At 61.7% G+C, this 16,663-nt stretch carries 13 protein-coding genes; 4 read left to right on the top strand and 9 right to left on the bottom strand.

Annotated elements, in window-relative coordinates:
* Positions 1-79: 79 nt before the first annotated feature.
* On the bottom strand, positions 80-937 hold the full coding sequence (gene copD / locus E1K68_RS17655) for a copper homeostasis membrane protein CopD (RefSeq protein WP_003192285.1): 858 nt from the start codon (positions 935-937) through the stop codon (positions 80-82).
* Between the two features lie 3 nt (positions 938-940).
* Positions 941-1,306 (bottom strand): copper homeostasis periplasmic binding protein CopC, encoded by a 366-nt coding sequence (copC, locus tag E1K68_RS17650; protein ID WP_003192284.1) that lies wholly within the window; start codon positions 1,304-1,306, stop codon positions 941-943.
* A gap of 116 nt (positions 1,307-1,422) precedes the next feature.
* On the opposite strand from copC, the gene E1K68_RS17645 reads away from it, so the two are divergent.
* Positions 1,423-2,043 (top strand): TetR/AcrR family transcriptional regulator, encoded by a 621-nt coding sequence (locus tag E1K68_RS17645; protein ID WP_003192282.1) that lies wholly within the window; start codon positions 1,423-1,425, stop codon positions 2,041-2,043.
* 124 nt (positions 2,044-2,167) lie between these two features.
* On the opposite strand, the gene preA is transcribed toward E1K68_RS17645, so the two are convergent.
* From preA to hydA, 3 genes are all read right to left on the bottom strand, one after another.
* On the bottom strand, positions 2,168-3,442 hold the full coding sequence (gene preA, locus E1K68_RS17640) for an NAD-dependent dihydropyrimidine dehydrogenase subunit PreA (protein WP_003192280.1): 1,275 nt from the start codon (positions 3,440-3,442) through the stop codon (positions 2,168-2,170).
* Positions 3,442-4,809 (bottom strand): NAD(P)-dependent oxidoreductase, encoded by a 1,368-nt coding sequence (locus E1K68_RS17635; protein WP_212614909.1) that lies wholly within the window; start codon positions 4,807-4,809, stop codon positions 3,442-3,444. Before E1K68_RS17635 ends, preA begins: the two co-directional genes overlap by 1 nt.
* Positions 4,810-4,902: 93 nt before the next feature.
* Positions 4,903-6,342: a dihydropyrimidinase gene (hydA, locus tag E1K68_RS17630; protein WP_169912700.1), complete on the bottom strand. Its 1,440-nt coding sequence runs from the start codon at positions 6,340-6,342 to the stop codon at positions 4,903-4,905.
* 592 nt (positions 6,343-6,934) lie between these two features.
* Here hydA and E1K68_RS17625 point away from each other — a divergent pair.
* Together E1K68_RS17625 and E1K68_RS17620 are read left to right on the top strand one after the other, a co-directional pair.
* Positions 6,935-8,422, top strand: coding sequence for an NCS1 family nucleobase:cation symporter-1 (locus E1K68_RS17625; protein ID WP_034134296.1), 1,488 nt, complete (start codon positions 6,935-6,937; stop codon positions 8,420-8,422).
* Between the two features lie 145 nt (positions 8,423-8,567).
* Positions 8,568-9,851 carry a Zn-dependent hydrolase gene (locus E1K68_RS17620; protein ID WP_032896503.1) on the top strand — a complete coding sequence of 428 codons (1,284 nt, stop codon included), beginning with the start codon at positions 8,568-8,570 and terminating at the stop codon, positions 9,849-9,851.
* A gap of 127 nt (positions 9,852-9,978) precedes the next feature.
* On the opposite strand, the gene E1K68_RS17615 is transcribed toward E1K68_RS17620, so the two are convergent.
* Genes E1K68_RS17615 through E1K68_RS17605 form a run of 3 tightly spaced genes read right to left on the bottom strand, consistent with a single transcriptional unit; the run spans position 9,979 to position 15,758 of the window.
* Positions 9,979-11,394 carry an efflux transporter outer membrane subunit gene (locus E1K68_RS17615; RefSeq protein WP_212614482.1) on the bottom strand — a complete coding sequence of 472 codons (1,416 nt, stop codon included), beginning with the start codon at positions 11,392-11,394 and terminating at the stop codon, positions 9,979-9,981.
* The gene (locus E1K68_RS17610; protein WP_120248850.1) at positions 11,378-12,547 is read right to left on the bottom strand and encodes an efflux RND transporter periplasmic adaptor subunit; all 1,170 of its coding nucleotides are present in this window, start codon (positions 12,545-12,547) and stop codon (positions 11,378-11,380) included. The genes E1K68_RS17615 and E1K68_RS17610 overlap by 17 nt, the downstream gene beginning before the upstream one ends.
* On the bottom strand, positions 12,537-15,758 hold the full coding sequence (locus tag E1K68_RS17605) for an efflux RND transporter permease subunit (RefSeq protein WP_120248849.1): 3,222 nt from the start codon (positions 15,756-15,758) through the stop codon (positions 12,537-12,539). The genes E1K68_RS17610 and E1K68_RS17605 overlap by 11 nt, the downstream gene beginning before the upstream one ends.
* A 206-nt stretch (positions 15,759-15,964) precedes the next feature.
* Between E1K68_RS17605 and E1K68_RS17600 the strand changes: the two genes are divergently transcribed.
* The gene (locus tag E1K68_RS17600) at positions 15,965-16,375 is read left to right on the top strand and encodes a hypothetical protein (RefSeq protein ID WP_034134300.1); all 411 of its coding nucleotides are present in this window, start codon (positions 15,965-15,967) and stop codon (positions 16,373-16,375) included.
* Here the strand turns inward: E1K68_RS17600 and E1K68_RS17595 are convergent.
* On the bottom strand, positions 16,372-16,533 hold the full coding sequence (locus E1K68_RS17595) for a hypothetical protein (protein ID WP_003192266.1): 162 nt from the start codon (positions 16,531-16,533) through the stop codon (positions 16,372-16,374). The genes E1K68_RS17600 and E1K68_RS17595 overlap by 4 nt on opposite strands.
* Between the last annotated feature and the right edge of the window lie 130 nt (positions 16,534-16,663).

Below are 16,663 nucleotides of genomic sequence, written 5' to 3'. Positions count from 1 at the left end.
GCTTCCTGAATGAACGCGGCGCCTGTGAGTTTTTCGCGAGCAAGCTCGCTCCTACATGGATTGCATTGCGACGCAGGTTTCAGTCAGCCATCACCATCGGCGGTAACGTTCCAAGCAGGGAAACCGCCGCCACCGCTGCAAGGCCCAGCAGCCACTCCATCATCACACTGGCTTTCAAACTGCCCAGGCGTTGCTCGCAGCGCTCGATACGCAACCGGTTCAACAACGCCAACCCCAGCATACCCAGCACCAGCCCCACCTTGATCAGCAAAATCAAGGCAAACCCTTGGAAGAGCGGGGTGGGCCATAGTTGCCCGGTGAGCACGCGCACGTTGATCAGCCCGGTTACCAGCAAGCCGCCGACCAGGCCATATCCCACACCACTGAAGCGACGCAAAATCGGCTCCAGGCGCTGGCCTTGCGCCTGCTGGAGGATCAGCACCAACACCAGCAACCCCCCGAGCCAGGCCCCAACGCACAGCAGGTGCACCACCTGGTTGAGAATCAGCAACTGTCCACTCAGCCCGTCGAGCATGGCGCCGTGACCTACGGGTGCCAGGGTTGCCAGCAGCAGGGCGAGCAGCGGCAAGCGCAAGGCCGGCCAGGGCTTGATCAGCACGATCACCAGCAGCAGGTTCAGCAGCAGATGCCAGGCCCATACCTGACCAAAAAAGGTCTTGCCCAGCACCAACTGGAGGGTGGCCGGTTGCAGCGCCGCGTCCCAACTGCCGGCCATGCTGGCGGTGATCAACAGCAACCACGCAACACCGGTGACGAGCCCCAACCCAGCCAGGCCACGGGTGATGCGCAGCAGTTGCCGGTCCAGTGTCGGTTGCACATCAGCGCCGAGCAGCCAGGGCCTCAACCCCCAGGCCCCGAACATCAACAGCACGACGATGAAATGCAGGAAGCGGCACAGCACCAGCAGGGTTGCCATGGGTTATTGGCCGACCTTGAAACTGTAAGTGCCTTCGCTTTTGTGAGTGTCGACGGACACTGCATGCCATTCGACTTTATAGGTGCCGTTTGCCAGCGCAGCGGCAGGCGTGACCACCAGGGTCTTCTTGTCGGCGCCCGGAGTTTCCAGGCCCTTGATCGCAATTTCGGTGCCGTCCTTGCTCAGGGACACCTTGGTGAAGGTGGCTTCGACGCCTTCGCTGAAGGTCAGGCGCAGGTCTTTGGGTGCGGCGACTTTGCTGTCAGCCGCAGGCTCCGCGCTCTCGAGGTGGGCGTGGGCAAACGCCGTGGAGGCGCCCAGCAGGGCAGTGAACAGGACAGCAGCGGTCAGGGACTTCTTGAGCAACATTGTTCAACACCGATCAGAGGATAGGAGTCGGCAGTGTACGAAGTTTCGGCTTGGCCTGTCGCCCCGATCTAGAGCCGGTGGTAGTCTTTAGGCCGTTTTGTTGTCAGGGAGCCCTTATGGGCAATCACAAGATCGGAATTCGTCGGGTCAACGTCGAGAAAATCCTGCTGGCGGCGGAGAAGGTCTTCGCCAACAAGGGCTATGGCAGCACCGCCATGGCCGACATCGCCGAAGAAGCGCAACTGCCGCGCTCCAACCTGCATTACTACTTCACCACCAAAAGCGAGCTGTACAGCGCGGTGCTGTTCGACCTGCTGGAGTTGTGGAAGCAGGACGCCCTGAGCTTTGAAACCTTTGACGACCCTCGTGTGGTGCTCAGCAGCTACATCCGCGCCAAGATGCAGCGCTCGCGCACGCGCCCGTATGGCTCCAAGGTCTGGGCCAATGAAATCATCCACGGCGCGCCCACACTCGGCGAGGCCCTGGATGAAAGCCTGTACGACTGGGCCAAGATGAAGGAAGCGAAGATTCGCCAATGGGTGCAAGACAAACGCATCCTGCCGGTGGAGCCCTCGAGCCTGTTGTACATGATCTGGGCCTCGACCCAGCACTATGCCGACTTCGACCACCAGGTGAAGATTTTGAATGATCACCAGCCGTTGTCGGACAGGCAGTTCGAGAAGGCCATTCAGACAGTGACCAGTGTGATTTTGCGCGGGATTGGCTTGGAACCTTGAGCTGATCGTTCCCACGCTCCGCGTGGGAATGCCGCCCTGGACGCTCTGCGTCCGCTCTTGCCAGGGTGACGCGGAGCGTCACAGGATGCGTTCCCACGCGGAGCGTGGGAACGAGGGGCAAGGATTACACCGCTTCCCGGTAAGGATTGCGCGGGTCCTGCGTCCAGTTCAAAAACGGCTTGCCGGTATCGATCGGCACCATCTCGATGCAGTCGGCCACCGGGCAAGTGATCTGGCACAGGTTGCAGCCCACGCATTCATCATCGATCACCTCATACAGATGCGTGCCATCGGCCTGCTTCAAGCTGGCAATGGCCTGGTGCGAGGTGTCCTCGCAGGCAATATGGCAACGCCCACAGCCAATGCACGCCTCTTGGTCTATCTTGGCGATGACCTGGTAGTTGATGTCCAGGTACTTCCAGTCTGTGGTATTGCCCACCGCCCGCCCGGAAAACGCCTGCAGGTTGGCATGGCCCTGGCTGTCCATCCAGCGCGACAAGCCGTCCTTCATCTCTTCAACGATGCGAAACCCATGCAGCATCGCCGCCGTGCACACCTGTACCGCGCCGCAGCCCAGGGCGACAAACTCCGCCGCATCCCGCCAGGTGCCGATACCGCCGATGCCGCAGATCGGCAGGCCGTGGGTCTGTGGGTCGCGGGCGATTTCGGCGACCATGTTCAACGCAATCGGCTTGACCGCCGAGCCGCAGTAACCGCCGTGGGTGCTCTGGGTGCCGACCACCGGCAGCGCGACCATACGTTCCAGGTCCACGCTGGTGATGGAGTTGATGGTGTTGATCAGCGACACCGCATCCGCGCCACCGCGATAGGCCGCCCGCGCCGCCACGCGGATGTCGGTGATGTTCGGCGTGAGCTTGACGATCACCGGCAGCGAACAATACGTCTTGCACCAGCGCGTCACTTGCTCCACGTACTCCGGCACCTGGCCGACGGCGGCGCCCATGCCCCGTTCGGGCATGCCGTGGGGGCAGCCGAAGTTCAGCTCGATGCCGTCGCAGCCGGTCGCCTCCACCAAGGGCAGGATGTTCTTCCAGGACGCTTCGACACAAGGCACCATCAGCGAGACGATCAGCGCGCGGTCCGGCCAGTCCTTTTTCACCTGGGTGATTTCCCGCAGGTTGATCTCCAGGGAACGGTCGGTGATCAGTTCGATATTGTTGATGCCCAGCACTTCACGGTTGGCGCCATAGTGCGCGGAGTAGCGCGACGACACGTTCACCGCCGCCGGATCTTCCCCCAGGGTTTTCCACACCACGCCACCCCAGCCGGCCTCGAAGGCGCGCACCACATTGTAGGCTTTGTCGGTGGGCGGCGCGGAGGCCAGCCAGAATGGATTGGGCGCTTTGATTCCGGCGAATACAATCGAGAGATCGGCCATTACGCAGCCTCCACAGTCAGCATGAGTTGGGCGTGCATGGCTTCGGCAGCCCGCTTGCCATGTTGTACTGCCTGGACGGTGAGGTCCTGGCCGAGGCTGACGCAGTCGCCGCCGGCATACACCCCTGGAATGCTGGTGCGCAGTTGCTCATCGACGAAGATGCGCTCGCCGACGCGGTGCAGTTGCTGGGCCAGCGGATCGTGCAGGGCGTCGTTGTCGAAGCCTTGCCCGATCGCCTTGAAGATCGCATCGGCGGCCAGTTCGAAGGTTTCCCCGGTCGGCAGCAGGCGACCGTTTTCCAGGCGGGTGCGGGCAAAGCGCATGCCGCGCACGCGGCCTTGGTCGTCGAGCAGAACTTCGTCGGGTTGGGCCCAGGTCAACAGCCGTACCTGATTGGCCTTGGCGATGTCCTGTTCGTGGTGGGTCGCGCCCATGTCGGCCAGGCCACGGCGGTACACTAGGTTGACATCGCGGGCACCGAGGCGGGCCATCTGCACGGCCATGTCGATGGCGGTGTTGCCGGCGCCGAGCACAATGCAACGGTCGGCCAGGGGCAGTTGGGTGAGGTCGTCGGCCTGGCGCAGTTCGCGGATATAGTCGGTGGCGGCGAGCAGGCCGGGGGCGTCCTCAAAAGGCAGACCCAGCTGTTTGCTGGCAGCGAGCCCCAGGCCGAGGAACACCGAATCGAACTGCTGGTGCAGTTCGCTCAAGGTCAGGTTGTCGCCCAGGCGCTGGCCGTGGCGAATCTCGATGCCGCCAATCTGCAGGAGGAAATCCAGTTCCCTTTGAGCGAAGTCGTCCACCAGTTTGTATTTGGCGATTCCGTATTCATTCAGGCCGCCGGCTTTTTCCCGCGCTTCGAAAATCACCACGTCATGACCGTGCAAGGCAGCGCGGTGGGCGCAGGCCAAACCGGCTGGCCCGGCACCGACCACGGCGATGCGCTTGCCGGTGGGCGCGGCGCGTTGGAACGGGTGTTCGCTGAAGTGCGCGTTGTCGATGGCGTAGCGTTGCAACAGGCCGATCAGCACAGGGGCGCATTCTTCGGCGTTATTGCGCACGCACGCTTGCTGGCAAAGGATTTCCGTCGGGCACACCCGCGCGCAACTGCCACCGAGGATGTTGGCCGAGAGGATCTTCTGCGCGGCGCCTTGCACGTTGTCGGTGTGGATGTTGCGGATGAACGACGGAATGTCGATCTCGCTGGGGCACGCATTCACACAAGGCGCGTCGTAGCAGTACAGGCAGCGCGAGGCTTCAAGCTGGGCCTGGCGGGCGTTGAGGGGCGGTGCCAGGTCGGTGAACTGGCTGGCGAGGGTGGCCCCGTCTTCGCGGGGGTGGGGGAGGTGGGTCAGGGTCTGGATCACGGTGTTGGCCTCACGGTTATTGAGGTGGGCGATCGTTCCCACGCTCTGCGTGGGAATGCCTCACTGGACGCTCCGCGTCCGCTTTTTTTGGACTCAGCGGTTCACAGCCACTGGCTTGCAAAGCGCTGCCCGCTTGCTCAACTGCTCGAACACCGACGGATACGCCGGCCGCTCCACATACCGTCCGGCCCCTCGCTCGGCGCGCAGGTCGCCATCGGCCCACACCAGCTTGCCCTGGCTGATGGTATGGCTGGGCACGCCGCGTACGGTCTTGCCTTCGAAGATGTTGAAGTCCACCTGCTGATGGTGGGTCTTGGCCGAAATGGTCCGCGTGCCCTCGGGGTCCCATAGCACCAGGTCGGCATCGGCGCCCACACGTATCGCGCCTTTGCGGGGATAGAGGTTGAAGATCTTCGCGGTGTTGGTGGAGGTCAGCGCGACAAATTCCTGCATCGACAAACGCCCGGTATTGACGCCTTCGTGCCACAGCAGCGCCATGCGGTCTTCAATGCCGGCGGTGCCGTTGGGGATCTTGCTGAAGTCATCACGCCCGGCGGCTTTTTGCTCGGCGCAGAAGCAGCAATGGTCGGTGGCGGTGGTGTGCAGGTTGCCCGCTTGCAGGCCATGCCACAGTGCCTCTTGGTGCCCGCGCGGGCGGAACGGCGGGCTCATCACATAGCCGGCGGCGGTCTGCCAGTCGGGGTGCTGGTACACACTGTCATCGAGCAACAGGTGGCCGGCGAGCACTTCACCGTACACCGCCTGGCCCTTGCCTCGGGCATAGGTGATTTCATCCAGGGCTTCCTTCGTCGACACATGCACCAGGTACAGCGGCGTGCCGATGGTTTCGGCAATCCGGATGGCACGGCTGGCCGCTTCGCCTTCCACTTGAGAGGGGCGCGACAGCGGATGGGCTTCCGGCCCGGTGATGCCCTGGGCCATCAGTTTGCGTTGCAGGTGATACACCAGTTCGCCGTTTTCGGCATGCACGGTGGGCACCGCGCCGAGTTCCAGGCAGCGTTCGAAACTGGCAACCAAGGTGTCGTCGGCCGCCATGATCGCGTTCTTGTAGGCCATGAAATGCTTGAAGCTGTTGATGCCGTGATGGCTGACCAACTCGGCCATTTCCTCGCGAACCTGCTCGCTCCACCAGGTGATTGCTACATGAAACCCGTAGTCGGCGGCAGACTTTTCGGCCCAGCCGCGCCACTGGTGGAAAGCTTCCATCAGCGATTGCTGCGGGTTGGGAATCACGAAGTCGATGATCGAGGTGGTACCACCGGCCAAGCCTGCCGCCGTACCACTGAAAAAGTCTTCACTGGCCACGGTGCCCATGAAGGGCAATTGCATATGGGTATGGGGGTCGATGCCGCCCGGCATCAAGTATTGGCCGCTGCCATCGAGTACTTCGCAGCCTGCGGGAATATCCAGATTCGTGCCAATGGCGCGAAGTAGACCCTCTGCGCATAACACATCGGCGCGGTAACTTTCATCATGGGTAATAACGGTGGCGCCACGGATCAACAGCGACATGTCGAGTTCCTCACAGGCTTGACCGGCTTGTGCCAGTTCTAAGTGTTGTAATACTGCGTACCGATGACGGGTTAATTCCTGTCATTGGTGACAGGAATAGAAACTAGCCCGAGTTTTTCGAATGAGCAAGAAGATTTTTCGCAAGTCTTTATAGTTTTTATCTTATTGATATACATAGGAAAATACTGTTTTCACCAAAATGAAGCACGCCCACCCTGTTTTGACGCACTTGACAGGTTCTTGATCTGATCAATATTTCTTATTGCAAATCAGGCGCTTGAGATATGCCGCTTGACGGCGTCGAGAAATAAAAATAATTGTGATGCACCAGATTGAGACCTGAAGGTTCGAGCAACTTGTGAGTTGTTTAGCCTGACGCATACGGCAAGTACCGCAGGCTCAATTGGAAAGCTGATAAACATCAGTACGTTATATAAGCGGTACGGGCTCAGAGGCGGTTGTCGGCACGGTTATTGAGTGCACGGGCAGTTGGCCGGAACCCTGGATGTCATGTTGTCGATGCGGTACTCCGGCCACCTGAACCTAGCGTGCAGGTGAGCAACAATAATTTTAAAAAAACCGTGGAGCGGCCATGCAACAGAACAGATCGCAAGTCATCGAGCGCAACGGCCTGTACGAACTCGACGCCGGCCCCGACGTCCTCGACAGCCCTCGCTACAACCACGACATGGCACCTACCAAAGTGCACGAGCGCACCTGGAACAAATGGCACATCACGGCGCTATGGGTCGGTATGTCGATCTGCGTGCCCACCTACACCCTGGGCGGGGTGCTCACTGCGTATTTCGGGCTGTCGGTAGGGGAGGCGCTGGTAGCGATCCTGCTGGCCAATATCGTGGTGTTGATCCCGCTGACCCTCAACGCGTTTCCCGGCACCAAGTACGGCATTCCGTTTCCGGTGCTGTTGCGTTCGTCCTTTGGCATCCTCGGTTCCAACGTACCGTGCCTGATCCGCGCGCTGGTGGCCTGCGGCTGGTTTGGTATCCAGACCATGTTCGGCGGGCTGGCGATTCACCTGTTTTTAGGCTCGATTTTCGACGGCTGGAAAGCCCTCGGCGGTACCGGTGAGGTGATCGGTTTCATGCTGTTCTGGTGCCTGAACCTATGGGTGGTGCTGCGCGGCGCCGAGTCGATCAAGCGCCTGGAAACCTTGTCGGCGCCGCTGTTGGTCGCCGTGGGAGTTGGCCTGCTGGTATGGGCGATGCCGAATGTGTCCCTCAGCGAGCTGATGGCGATCCCACCCAAGCGCCCCGAAGGCGCAAGCCTCACCGGTTACTTTATGGCGGGGCTTACGGCGATGGTGGGTTTCTGGGCCACGTTGTCGCTGAACATTCCCGACTTCAGCCGCTACGCCAACAGCCAGAAAGACCAGATTCTGGGGCAGATCTTCGGCTTGCCGCTGACCATGTTCCTGTTCGCCGCCCTCGGCGTGGTCATGACCGCCGCCTCGGTGAAACTGGTGGGGGTCAGCGTCTCCGACCCGGTGAGCCTAATCGGTCATATCCAGAGCCCGGTGTGGGTGGCCATCGCCATGGCGCTGATCATCGTCGCGACCTTGTCCACCAACACCGCGGCGAACATCGTCTCGCCCACCAACGACTTCCAGAACATCGCCCCCAAGCTGATCAACCGCACCACGGCGGTGATCCTCACTGGCCTGGTAGGGCTGGCACTGATGGCCCATGAACTGCTGAAAAAACTCGGGCTGATCGTCTCGGACGTGAGTCTTGAAACCGTGTATTCCAATTGGCTGCTGGGTTATTCGAGCCTGCTGGGGCCGATTGCCGGGATCATGGTGGTGGACTACTTCATTACTCGAAAACAGCAGCTGGACCTGGCCGGCCTGTACCGCGATGACGTGTACCCGGCCTGGAACTGGAGCGGCTTTATCGCCTTTGGCGTACCGGTGGTGCTGACGCTGCTGTCGCTGGGCAGCGATGCGTTCAGCTGGTTCTACAGCTACGGCTGGTTCACCGGCTCGGCGTTGGGCGGGGTGTTGTATTACGGGCTCAATGCCAAGCGCGCTAGCAGTCCACTCACCGCCAAATCCCCGTTGTAAACATGGTTCAGGTGGGAGCTGGCTTGCCTGCGATAGCGGACTATCAGTTAAAGCCGTGTCGCCTGACACACCGCTATCGCAGTCAGGCCAGCTCCCACAGTTGACCGCGTTAATTCATAAGAACCTGTAGCCTGAGGAGACCCCCATGAACGCTGCCCTCGACGTTCTGCAATCGACCCATCAGCACATCAACCGCGACCGTCTGTGGCAGTCGCTGATGGACCTGGCCAAACTCGGTGCCACCCCCAAGGGCGGTGTGTGCCGCCTGGCCCTCACCGACCTCGACCGCAAGGCTCGCGATCTCTTCGTGCAGTGGTGCGAAGCGGCTGGTTGCACGGTGACCATCGACGGCATCGGCAATATCTTTGCGCGTCGCCCCGGCCGCAATCCCGACCTGCCGCCAGTGATGACCGGCAGCCATATCGACACCCAGCCCACGGGCGGCAAGTTCGACGGTTGCTTCGGCGTGCTGGCCGGTGTGGAAGTGCTGCGCACCCTTAACGACCTCAAGGTGGAAACCGAGGCGCCGCTGGAAGTGGTGGTATGGACCAACGAAGAAGGCTCGCGCTTCCCGCCGTGCATGATGGGCTCAGGGGTGTTTGCCGAGAAGTTCACCCTGGCCGATACCCTGGCCAAAGTGGATGCCGATGGGGTCAGCGTGGGTGAGGCGCTGAATGCGATTGGTTATGCGGGAACACGGCCGGTCAGCGGGCATAAGGTCGGCGCGTATTTCGAGGCGCATATCGAACAAGGGCCGATTCTGGAGGATGAACACAAAACCATCGGCGTGGTGCTCGGCGCCCTTGGGCAAAAATGGTTCGACCTGAAGCTGCGCGGTGTTGAGGCCCATGCGGGCCCTACACCCATGCACTTGCGCAAGGACGCCTTGGTAGGTGCGGCGGCGGTGGTGGCCGCCGTGAACGCGGCGGCGTTGGCGCACCAGCCCCATGCGTGCGGCACGGTGGGTTGCCTGCAAGCGTATCCGGGATCGCGCAACGTGATTCCCGGTGAAGTACGCATGACCCTGGATTTTCGTCACCTGGAACCGGCACGGCTGGACTCGATGATTGCCCAGGTGCGCCAGGTGATCGAGGACACCTGCGCCAAACATGGCTTGAGTTTCGACCTGCAGCCCACGGCGGACTTCCCGCCGCTGTACTTTGACAAAGGCTGTGTGGATGCAGTGCGCGATGCCGCCAATGGCTTGGGCTTGTCGAACCTGGACATCGTCAGCGGGGCAGGGCACGACGCGATCTTCGTGGCTGAACTGGGCCCGGCGGGGATGATCTTTGTGCCGTGTGAAGGCGGCATCAGCCACAACGAAATCGAAAATGCCGCGCCGGATGATTTGGCGGCAGGGTGTGCGGTGTTGTTGCGCGCCATGCTAGCCGCTTCAGCGGCCATCGCCAGCGGCAAACTCGCGGCCTGATCGTTCCCACGCTCCGCGTGGGAATGAACCCTGTGACGCTCCGCGTCACGATTTTAAGGGCAGACGCAGAGCGTCCTGAACGGCGTTCCCACGCAGAGCGTGGGAACGATCAGTAGTCAGCAGGCTATTAGCCCGGCTGCCAGCCGCCGCCGAGTGCGGTCAAGAGTCCCACGCTTGCCTGCAATTGCCGGGTCTGCACCGCCTGCAACGTTCGCTGTGCCTGCAACGCGGCGGTTTGGGCGGTGACCACGTCCAGGTAACTCACCGCCCCGGCCTGATAGCTATTCATCGCCAAAGCCTGGGTATGTTGCGCCGCCTCTGCCGCCGCTTGCTCGTCCTCGGCTTGCTGCTGCAGATCTCGCAGTTGTGCGAGGTTATCCTCCACCTCACGCACGGCTTTCAAGACGTGGCTACGGTACTGTGCCGAGGCCTCCTCGAACTCGGCCTTGGCCTGGCGCTCGTTGGCGCTCAAGCGCCCGCCGTCGAAGATCGGCAGGTTCATCAGCGGCCCCAGCGCCCAGTACCGGTTGCCGGCGGACAGCAGGTTGCCGACGCCTTGGGTCTGCCCGCCCAGCACACCGGTCAAACTGAAATCCGGAAACCAGGCTGCCTTGGCCACGCCGATAGTCGCGTTGGCTGCAAACACGCGACGCTCAGCGGCGGCAATGTCCGGGCGACGCTGCAGCAGGTGGCTGGGCAACTGCGCCGGAATGCCTGGCAACGCCATTAATTGCGAACTGGACGGCAGTGAAAAATCACTGGCCGTTACGCCCACCAATGCACCGATGGCATGCTCGACGAGGTTGCGCTGGCCACGCACTTCGTCCAACTGTGCCTTGGCTTCGGCCAGTTGGTTTTGCGCGCGGGTCAGGTCCAGTTCCGACGCAATCTGGCCTTCATAACGGCTGCGGGTCAGTTGCAGCGCCTGGCTGAATTCCTCCAGTGAACTGTTGAGTATCCTGCTTTGTGCATCCAGCCCATTGAGCTGCACATACAGGCTCGCCAACTGCTGTTGGAGGCTCAAGCGCACCACCGCCAAATCATCAAAGGACGCTTGTGCCTGGGCATCGCCCGCGGCGACCTGATTGCGGATTCTGCCCCACAGGTCGAGGTCGTATCCCAGGGAGAACCCAGCGGTATTGCTGTTGTACACCGACGGCTGTGTAGTGCCGCGTAACGGTCGTGAATCCGATTGACGCTGTCGCTGCGGTTGCGCGCTGGCGGTGATTTGCGGGAAAAGGCCCGCGTACAATTGGCTGGCGTAGGCCTGGGACGCATCGAAGTGCGCGAGCGCCGCGGCCAGGTCCGGGTTGGCCTTGAGCAGTTGCTGTTGCAGCGCGTTCAGGCGCGAATCGTGGTAAAGCTGCCACCACTGGGGCGCCAATTGGTCCGACGGTTGCGCACTGTGCCAAGGGCCATCGCTGGTTTGTTCACGGTAGTTCGCGGGCAGGTCAATCGACGGCACTTTATAGCTGGGTGCCATCGAGCAACCCTGCAACGCCAGCAGCACCAACGCCGCCAGCGGCTTAAGCTTTGGGCGCATGGGCACCTCCCGAGGCGTCGGCCAGTTGCACCGGGTCGCCTTCGCGCAGGGCGTCGGGCGGGTTGTCGATGATACGGTCAGCAGGCTTCAGGCCCTGGTCGATCACCAGGCGCTCGCCGAGGTCCAGGCCAATATGAATGTCTTGCAGGTGCACATGGTTGCGACCGTCCAGTATCGCAACCTGGGTGCCCTGGGCGCGGAAGATCAAGGCGCTGGCCGGGATGCTCACGCCATGGGTGTCAGCCGGAATCGGCAGGGTGACTTCGGCGTAATCGCCCGGCAGCAGTTCGCCGTTGGGGTTGTCGGCGACGAACTGAGCGAGCAGGGTGCCGGAGCGGCGGTCGATGGCGGTGGAGTCACCGATCAGACGTGCCTTGAAGTGCTCGCCGGGGTGCTCGGGGACGGTCAGTTCGGCCTCAAGGCCTGTATGGATGACCGCTGCATAGTTCTGCGGCACCGGCACATACAAGCGCAATTGGTGGGTGTCGGCAATGTTGAACAGTTCCGGATCGCTGGCGTTATCGGCCTTGATCAACTGGCCGATGTCGGTGTTACGGGCGGTGATGGTGCCGGCGAACGGCGCGCGAAGGGTCTTGTAGCTTTCCAGGGCGCACAGTCGCGCATAGTCTGCTGCAGCGGCTTCGGTGTTGGCCTTGGCGGCTGCGGCGTTGGAGGTTTTTTCATCGGCGTCCTGGCGCGATACCGAATGGCTGGCCAGCAGGTTTTGCCAGCGGGTCGCCGTGGTGGCTGCCAGGTGTGCATTGGCTTGTTGCTGGATCAGGCGCGCATGGGCCTGGGCCAGTTGTTGGTCAAGGTCGGGGCTGTCGATTTCGGCGAGGATTTGCCCGGCCTTGACCTGGGCGCCGATGTCGACTTTCCAGTCCTTCAAGTAGCCGCTGACCCGCGCATGGATCGCCGCCTTGCTCCACGCCTCCAGGTGAGCGGGTAGGCGTAGGGTGTCACCGCCGGCGTTTGGCTTGGGTTGGAACACCATCACCTGGGGGACGGCGGCGGCTTCGGTCCAGGCAGTGACCGATTGCTCGTGCAGCGTTCGTGCGTGCAGGCCGCTGGCGACCAACAGGGCAGCCAACGTCAGGCCACCGACACCCAGGAGCATCAGGCGCTTGCGCGAGGGTTTTTGATCAGGCGACATGGGGCGTTTCTCCAGCAGTTGCGCGAGTAGGATGACGGCCGTGGACCAGGCTGAAGACCACGGGAACAAACAACAAAGTGGCGATGGTGGCGAAGATCAAGCCGCCGATGACTGCCCGGCCGAGCGGGGCGTTCTGCTCCTCGGAAATCGCCAGGGGCAGCATGCCGATGATCATCGCCAGGGCGGTCATGCACACCGGGCGAAAGCGTGTGTAGCCCGCTTCCAGCGCGGCTTTCAACGCATCGCCATGTTCGGCCAGGCGCTCACGGCAGAAGCTCACCACCAGGATCGAGTTGGCGGTGGCCACGCCCATGCACAAGATGGCGCCGGTGAGTGCTGGCACCGACAACGAGGTGCCACTGAGGAACAGCATCCACACGATGCCCGCCAATGCTGCCGGCAACGCCGTGATGATCACAAAGGGGTCGGCCCATGACTGGAAGTTGACCACGATCAGCAAGTAGATCAGCACCACCGCGCCGAGCAGCCCGAAGCTCAAACCACTGAACGCCTCATGCAGCGCATCGATCTGCCCGTGCAGGCTGATGGTCGCGCCTTTGGGACGCATGGACGCCGTGTCATCCAGCACTTTTTGCACATCGCGGGCCACACCGCCGAGGTCGCGGCCTTGCACGTTAGCGTACAGGTCCAGGGTCGGTTCGATGTTGTAGTGGGTCACCACGGCCGGGCTTTGTACCCGGGAGATGGTTGCCACGCCGCCGAGGATTTGCGCCTGCCCGTTTGCCCCCGTCACCGGCAGCGCTTCCAGGGACGGCAAGCTGTCGAGGCGGTATTGCGGGGTGGCAGCGACGATGGAATAAGACACGCCGTTGGCCGGGTTGAGCCAGAAGGTCGGCGCGGTTTGCGAGCTGCCGGCGAGGGAGGCGACCATGCTGTTGGTGACATCACGCTCGGTAATGCCCAGGCCGTTGGCGCGCATACGGTCCACGTTTACTTGCAGCGAGGGGTAGCCGGTGGACTGCTGGATACGCAGGTCGGCAATCCCCGGTACATGCTGCAAGCGCCGTTCAAGTTCGACGGCATAAGCGCGGTTTTCTGCGTCATTGCGCCCGGAGATTTTGACGTCCAGCGGGGCGGGGGCGCCGAAGTTGAGGATCTGGCTGCTGATGTCGGCGGGCAGGAACGCAAAGTGGCTGCCGGGGAAACTTTGCGGCAGGGCTTCGCGCAGTTTTTTCACATAGTCGGCGGTGGGCGCGTGGTGCGTTTTCAAGCTGACTTGAATATCGCCATCCTGCGGGCCGATGGTGCCGCTGCTGCTGTAGGCCATGTCGATGCCGCTGAGCGGGATGCCGATATTGTCGACGATGGTGTCCAGTTCTTCGGCCGGGATGACCTCGCGGATCCGCGCTTCGATGCGGTCGAACGCCGCGGCGCTTTCCTCGATGCGCGTGCCCAGGGGCAAGCGCACATGCAGGGCCAAGGCACCCGCATCGGTGGCCGGAAAAAAGTCCTGGCCCAGGCTCGGCAACAACAGGAACGACGCGAGTACGCAGGCCAGGAACCCGACAATGAAGCGCTTGCGTGCGCCCAGTGCCAGCGTCAGCAGGCCATGGTAGGTGTCGCGGACATTGGAAAAGTGCCGCTCGAATCCCTGTTGAAAATTCAGCACCGATTGCAGCAATGCATTACGTGGTTTCAGGTGCTGTTCGCCCTCGTGGTGGTTGATGAATGCATCTTCCGGATGATGCCCAGCGCCTGACTCCGGCCGATGTGGTTTGAGCAAAAACATCGCCAGCGTCGGCACCAGGGTGCGCGAGAGAATGAACGAACTGGCCATGGCGAAGATCACCGCCAATGCCATCGGCCGGAACAGGTAACCGGCAATGCCTTGCAGCAAAAACATCGGCACGAACACGATGCAGATGCACAGCAGTGAGACGAACGCCGGGCCGACGATTTGCGCGGCGCCGTCGAGAATCGCGGTCTTCACCGTCTTACCTTGCTCCAGGTGCCAGTTGATGTTTTCGATGGTCACCGTGGCGTCATCCACAAGGATGCCCACGGCCAACGCCAGCCCGCCCAGCGTCATGACGTTGAGGGTTTGCCCGCTGACGGCCAACAGCGCGATGGCCGAAAGCACCGCCAGGGGAATCGAGGCGGCGATGATCAAGGTCGAGCGCCAACTGCCAAGAAACAACAGGATCATTGCACTGGTGAGCAGGGCGGCAATGATGCCTTCCTGGGCCACGCTGCCCACCGACTGTTTGACGAACACCGAGGCATCGCCCAGCAGCGAGGTTTTCAATGACGGCGGCAGGGTTTCGTTGATGCGCGGCAGCATCTGGCGGATACCGTCGATGATCGACAGCGTGGAAATGCTGCCGTTTTTCAGCGCCGGCATGAGCACGGCGCGATGGCCGTCGACCCGCACGATGTTGGTTTGCGGCGGTGAACCGTCGCGCACGTGGGCCACTTGGCCGATGGTGATCAGCGCCCCGTCGACGGTCTTGATCGGCAAGTCGTTGAGCTCATCAATGGCCTTGGGGCTGTTGTTGAGCAGGATCGTGTATTCGTTGGGCCCCAGCTTGGCGGTGCCCACCGGAATGATCTGGTTCTGCAGCGCCAGGGCATTGCCCACATCCTGGGCCGACAAGCCTTTGGCGGCGAGGGCTTGGGGGTCGAGGTCGAGCGTAATCTGCCGCTGCTTGCCGCCCATCGGCGTGGGCATGGCCAGGCCGGGCAGGGCGCTCAAGGGCAGGCGGATATTGTTCTGCACCAGGTCACGAATTTTGGCTTCCGAAAGGCTGGGGCTGGAGAACGCCATTTGCAGGATCGGCACCGTGGAGGCGCTGTAGTTGAGGATCAGCGGCGGGGTGATGCCCGGTGGCATTTGCTTGAGCACGGTTTGTGACACCGCCGTGACCTGGGCATTGGCGGTACGGATGTCCACGCCAGGCTGGAAGAAGATCTTGACGATGCCCATGCCGGGCAACGATTGCGACTCGATGTGTTCGATGTCGTTGACGGTGGTGCTCAGGGAGCGTTCGTAGGTGTAGATCACCCGGCCGGCCATGGCGTCCGGGGACAGGCCGTTGTACTGCCAGACCACGGCGACCACGGGAATGCCGATATCGGGAAAAACATCCGTGGGCGTGCGCAGGGCCGCCATCGGCCCGATGATGCAGATGAATATAGCCAGCACGATGAAGGTGTACGGCTTGTGCAGTGCGGTCTTTACCAGCCCGAGCATGCGTGAGTCTCCGAGAAGAGCAGGATTGCAAACCCCGGCAGTCTTGCCCGACCCACCTAACACGCACCTTTCAGCCAGGTGAAGGAAGTTTTAGTTAACGGCTGAAGATCCTTTCATAGGGATTCATTTGTTCCAGGAGAGGCGGCTGATCAAGCTTGTCAGTCATCGGATACGACCTTTTCATTCATGCCCTTTGGAGCCCTGTCATGTCACTTAAACCATTGTTGTTAGTTCCCGTCCTTGGCTTTGTCTGCTTTCTATCGGCATGCGCCGGCCCGATCCCCAAGGCGGACCCCAGCCAAGCCTGGATCGGCTTGCAGGAAGAAGCGCCGAATGACCTGATGGCCGAGCGTGTCGATGGCAAACGTGTGGACGATGGGCGCTATTTTGAAGTGACCCCGGGGGACCATCGCCTGGACGTGACCTTATTTGAAGACGAGCCGGGTGACGACAACCAGCAGGACTGCCAGGGCCGCATCGAGTACAAGCATTTCAAGGCGGGTGAGCACTACACCCTGGTGGAGTCGAGCCTGGGCACCACGGTGCGCGCGTCCCTTGAGGACGGCCACGGCAAGGAAATTGCCGCGACCCAGGACTTCAATTGCATGCCTGGCTAGGCGTGATGCGCCGTCGTCTTGCGTGGCTCGGCGGGTTCAGCAGGTTTGACGTGGGGGTGATGATGCCGGCGCGTCACGCGCATGACCCCCCACAGCATGGCGGCGGCGACGGCCAGCCAACCACAGATCAACAGGAAAATCGTTGTCGCAAGGCTCATTCGGGCCTCCTTTCGCCCACTTGGGGCACACACAGTCTTCTCAATGGACAGTCTAGTCAGCTGACGGTTGCCTGCTATTGACCAATGGTCGAGTCCGTCCAACTTGTTTGCTCTATCGTCACCGCTTTAT

Source organism: Pseudomonas sp. B2021 (assembly GCF_018135665.1).
Taxonomy (GTDB): Bacteria; Pseudomonadota; Gammaproteobacteria; order Pseudomonadales; family Pseudomonadaceae; genus Aquipseudomonas; species Aquipseudomonas lactis.
Note: the sequence above shows the minus strand (reverse complement) of the source record. Positions and strands in the feature narration are given on the sequence as shown.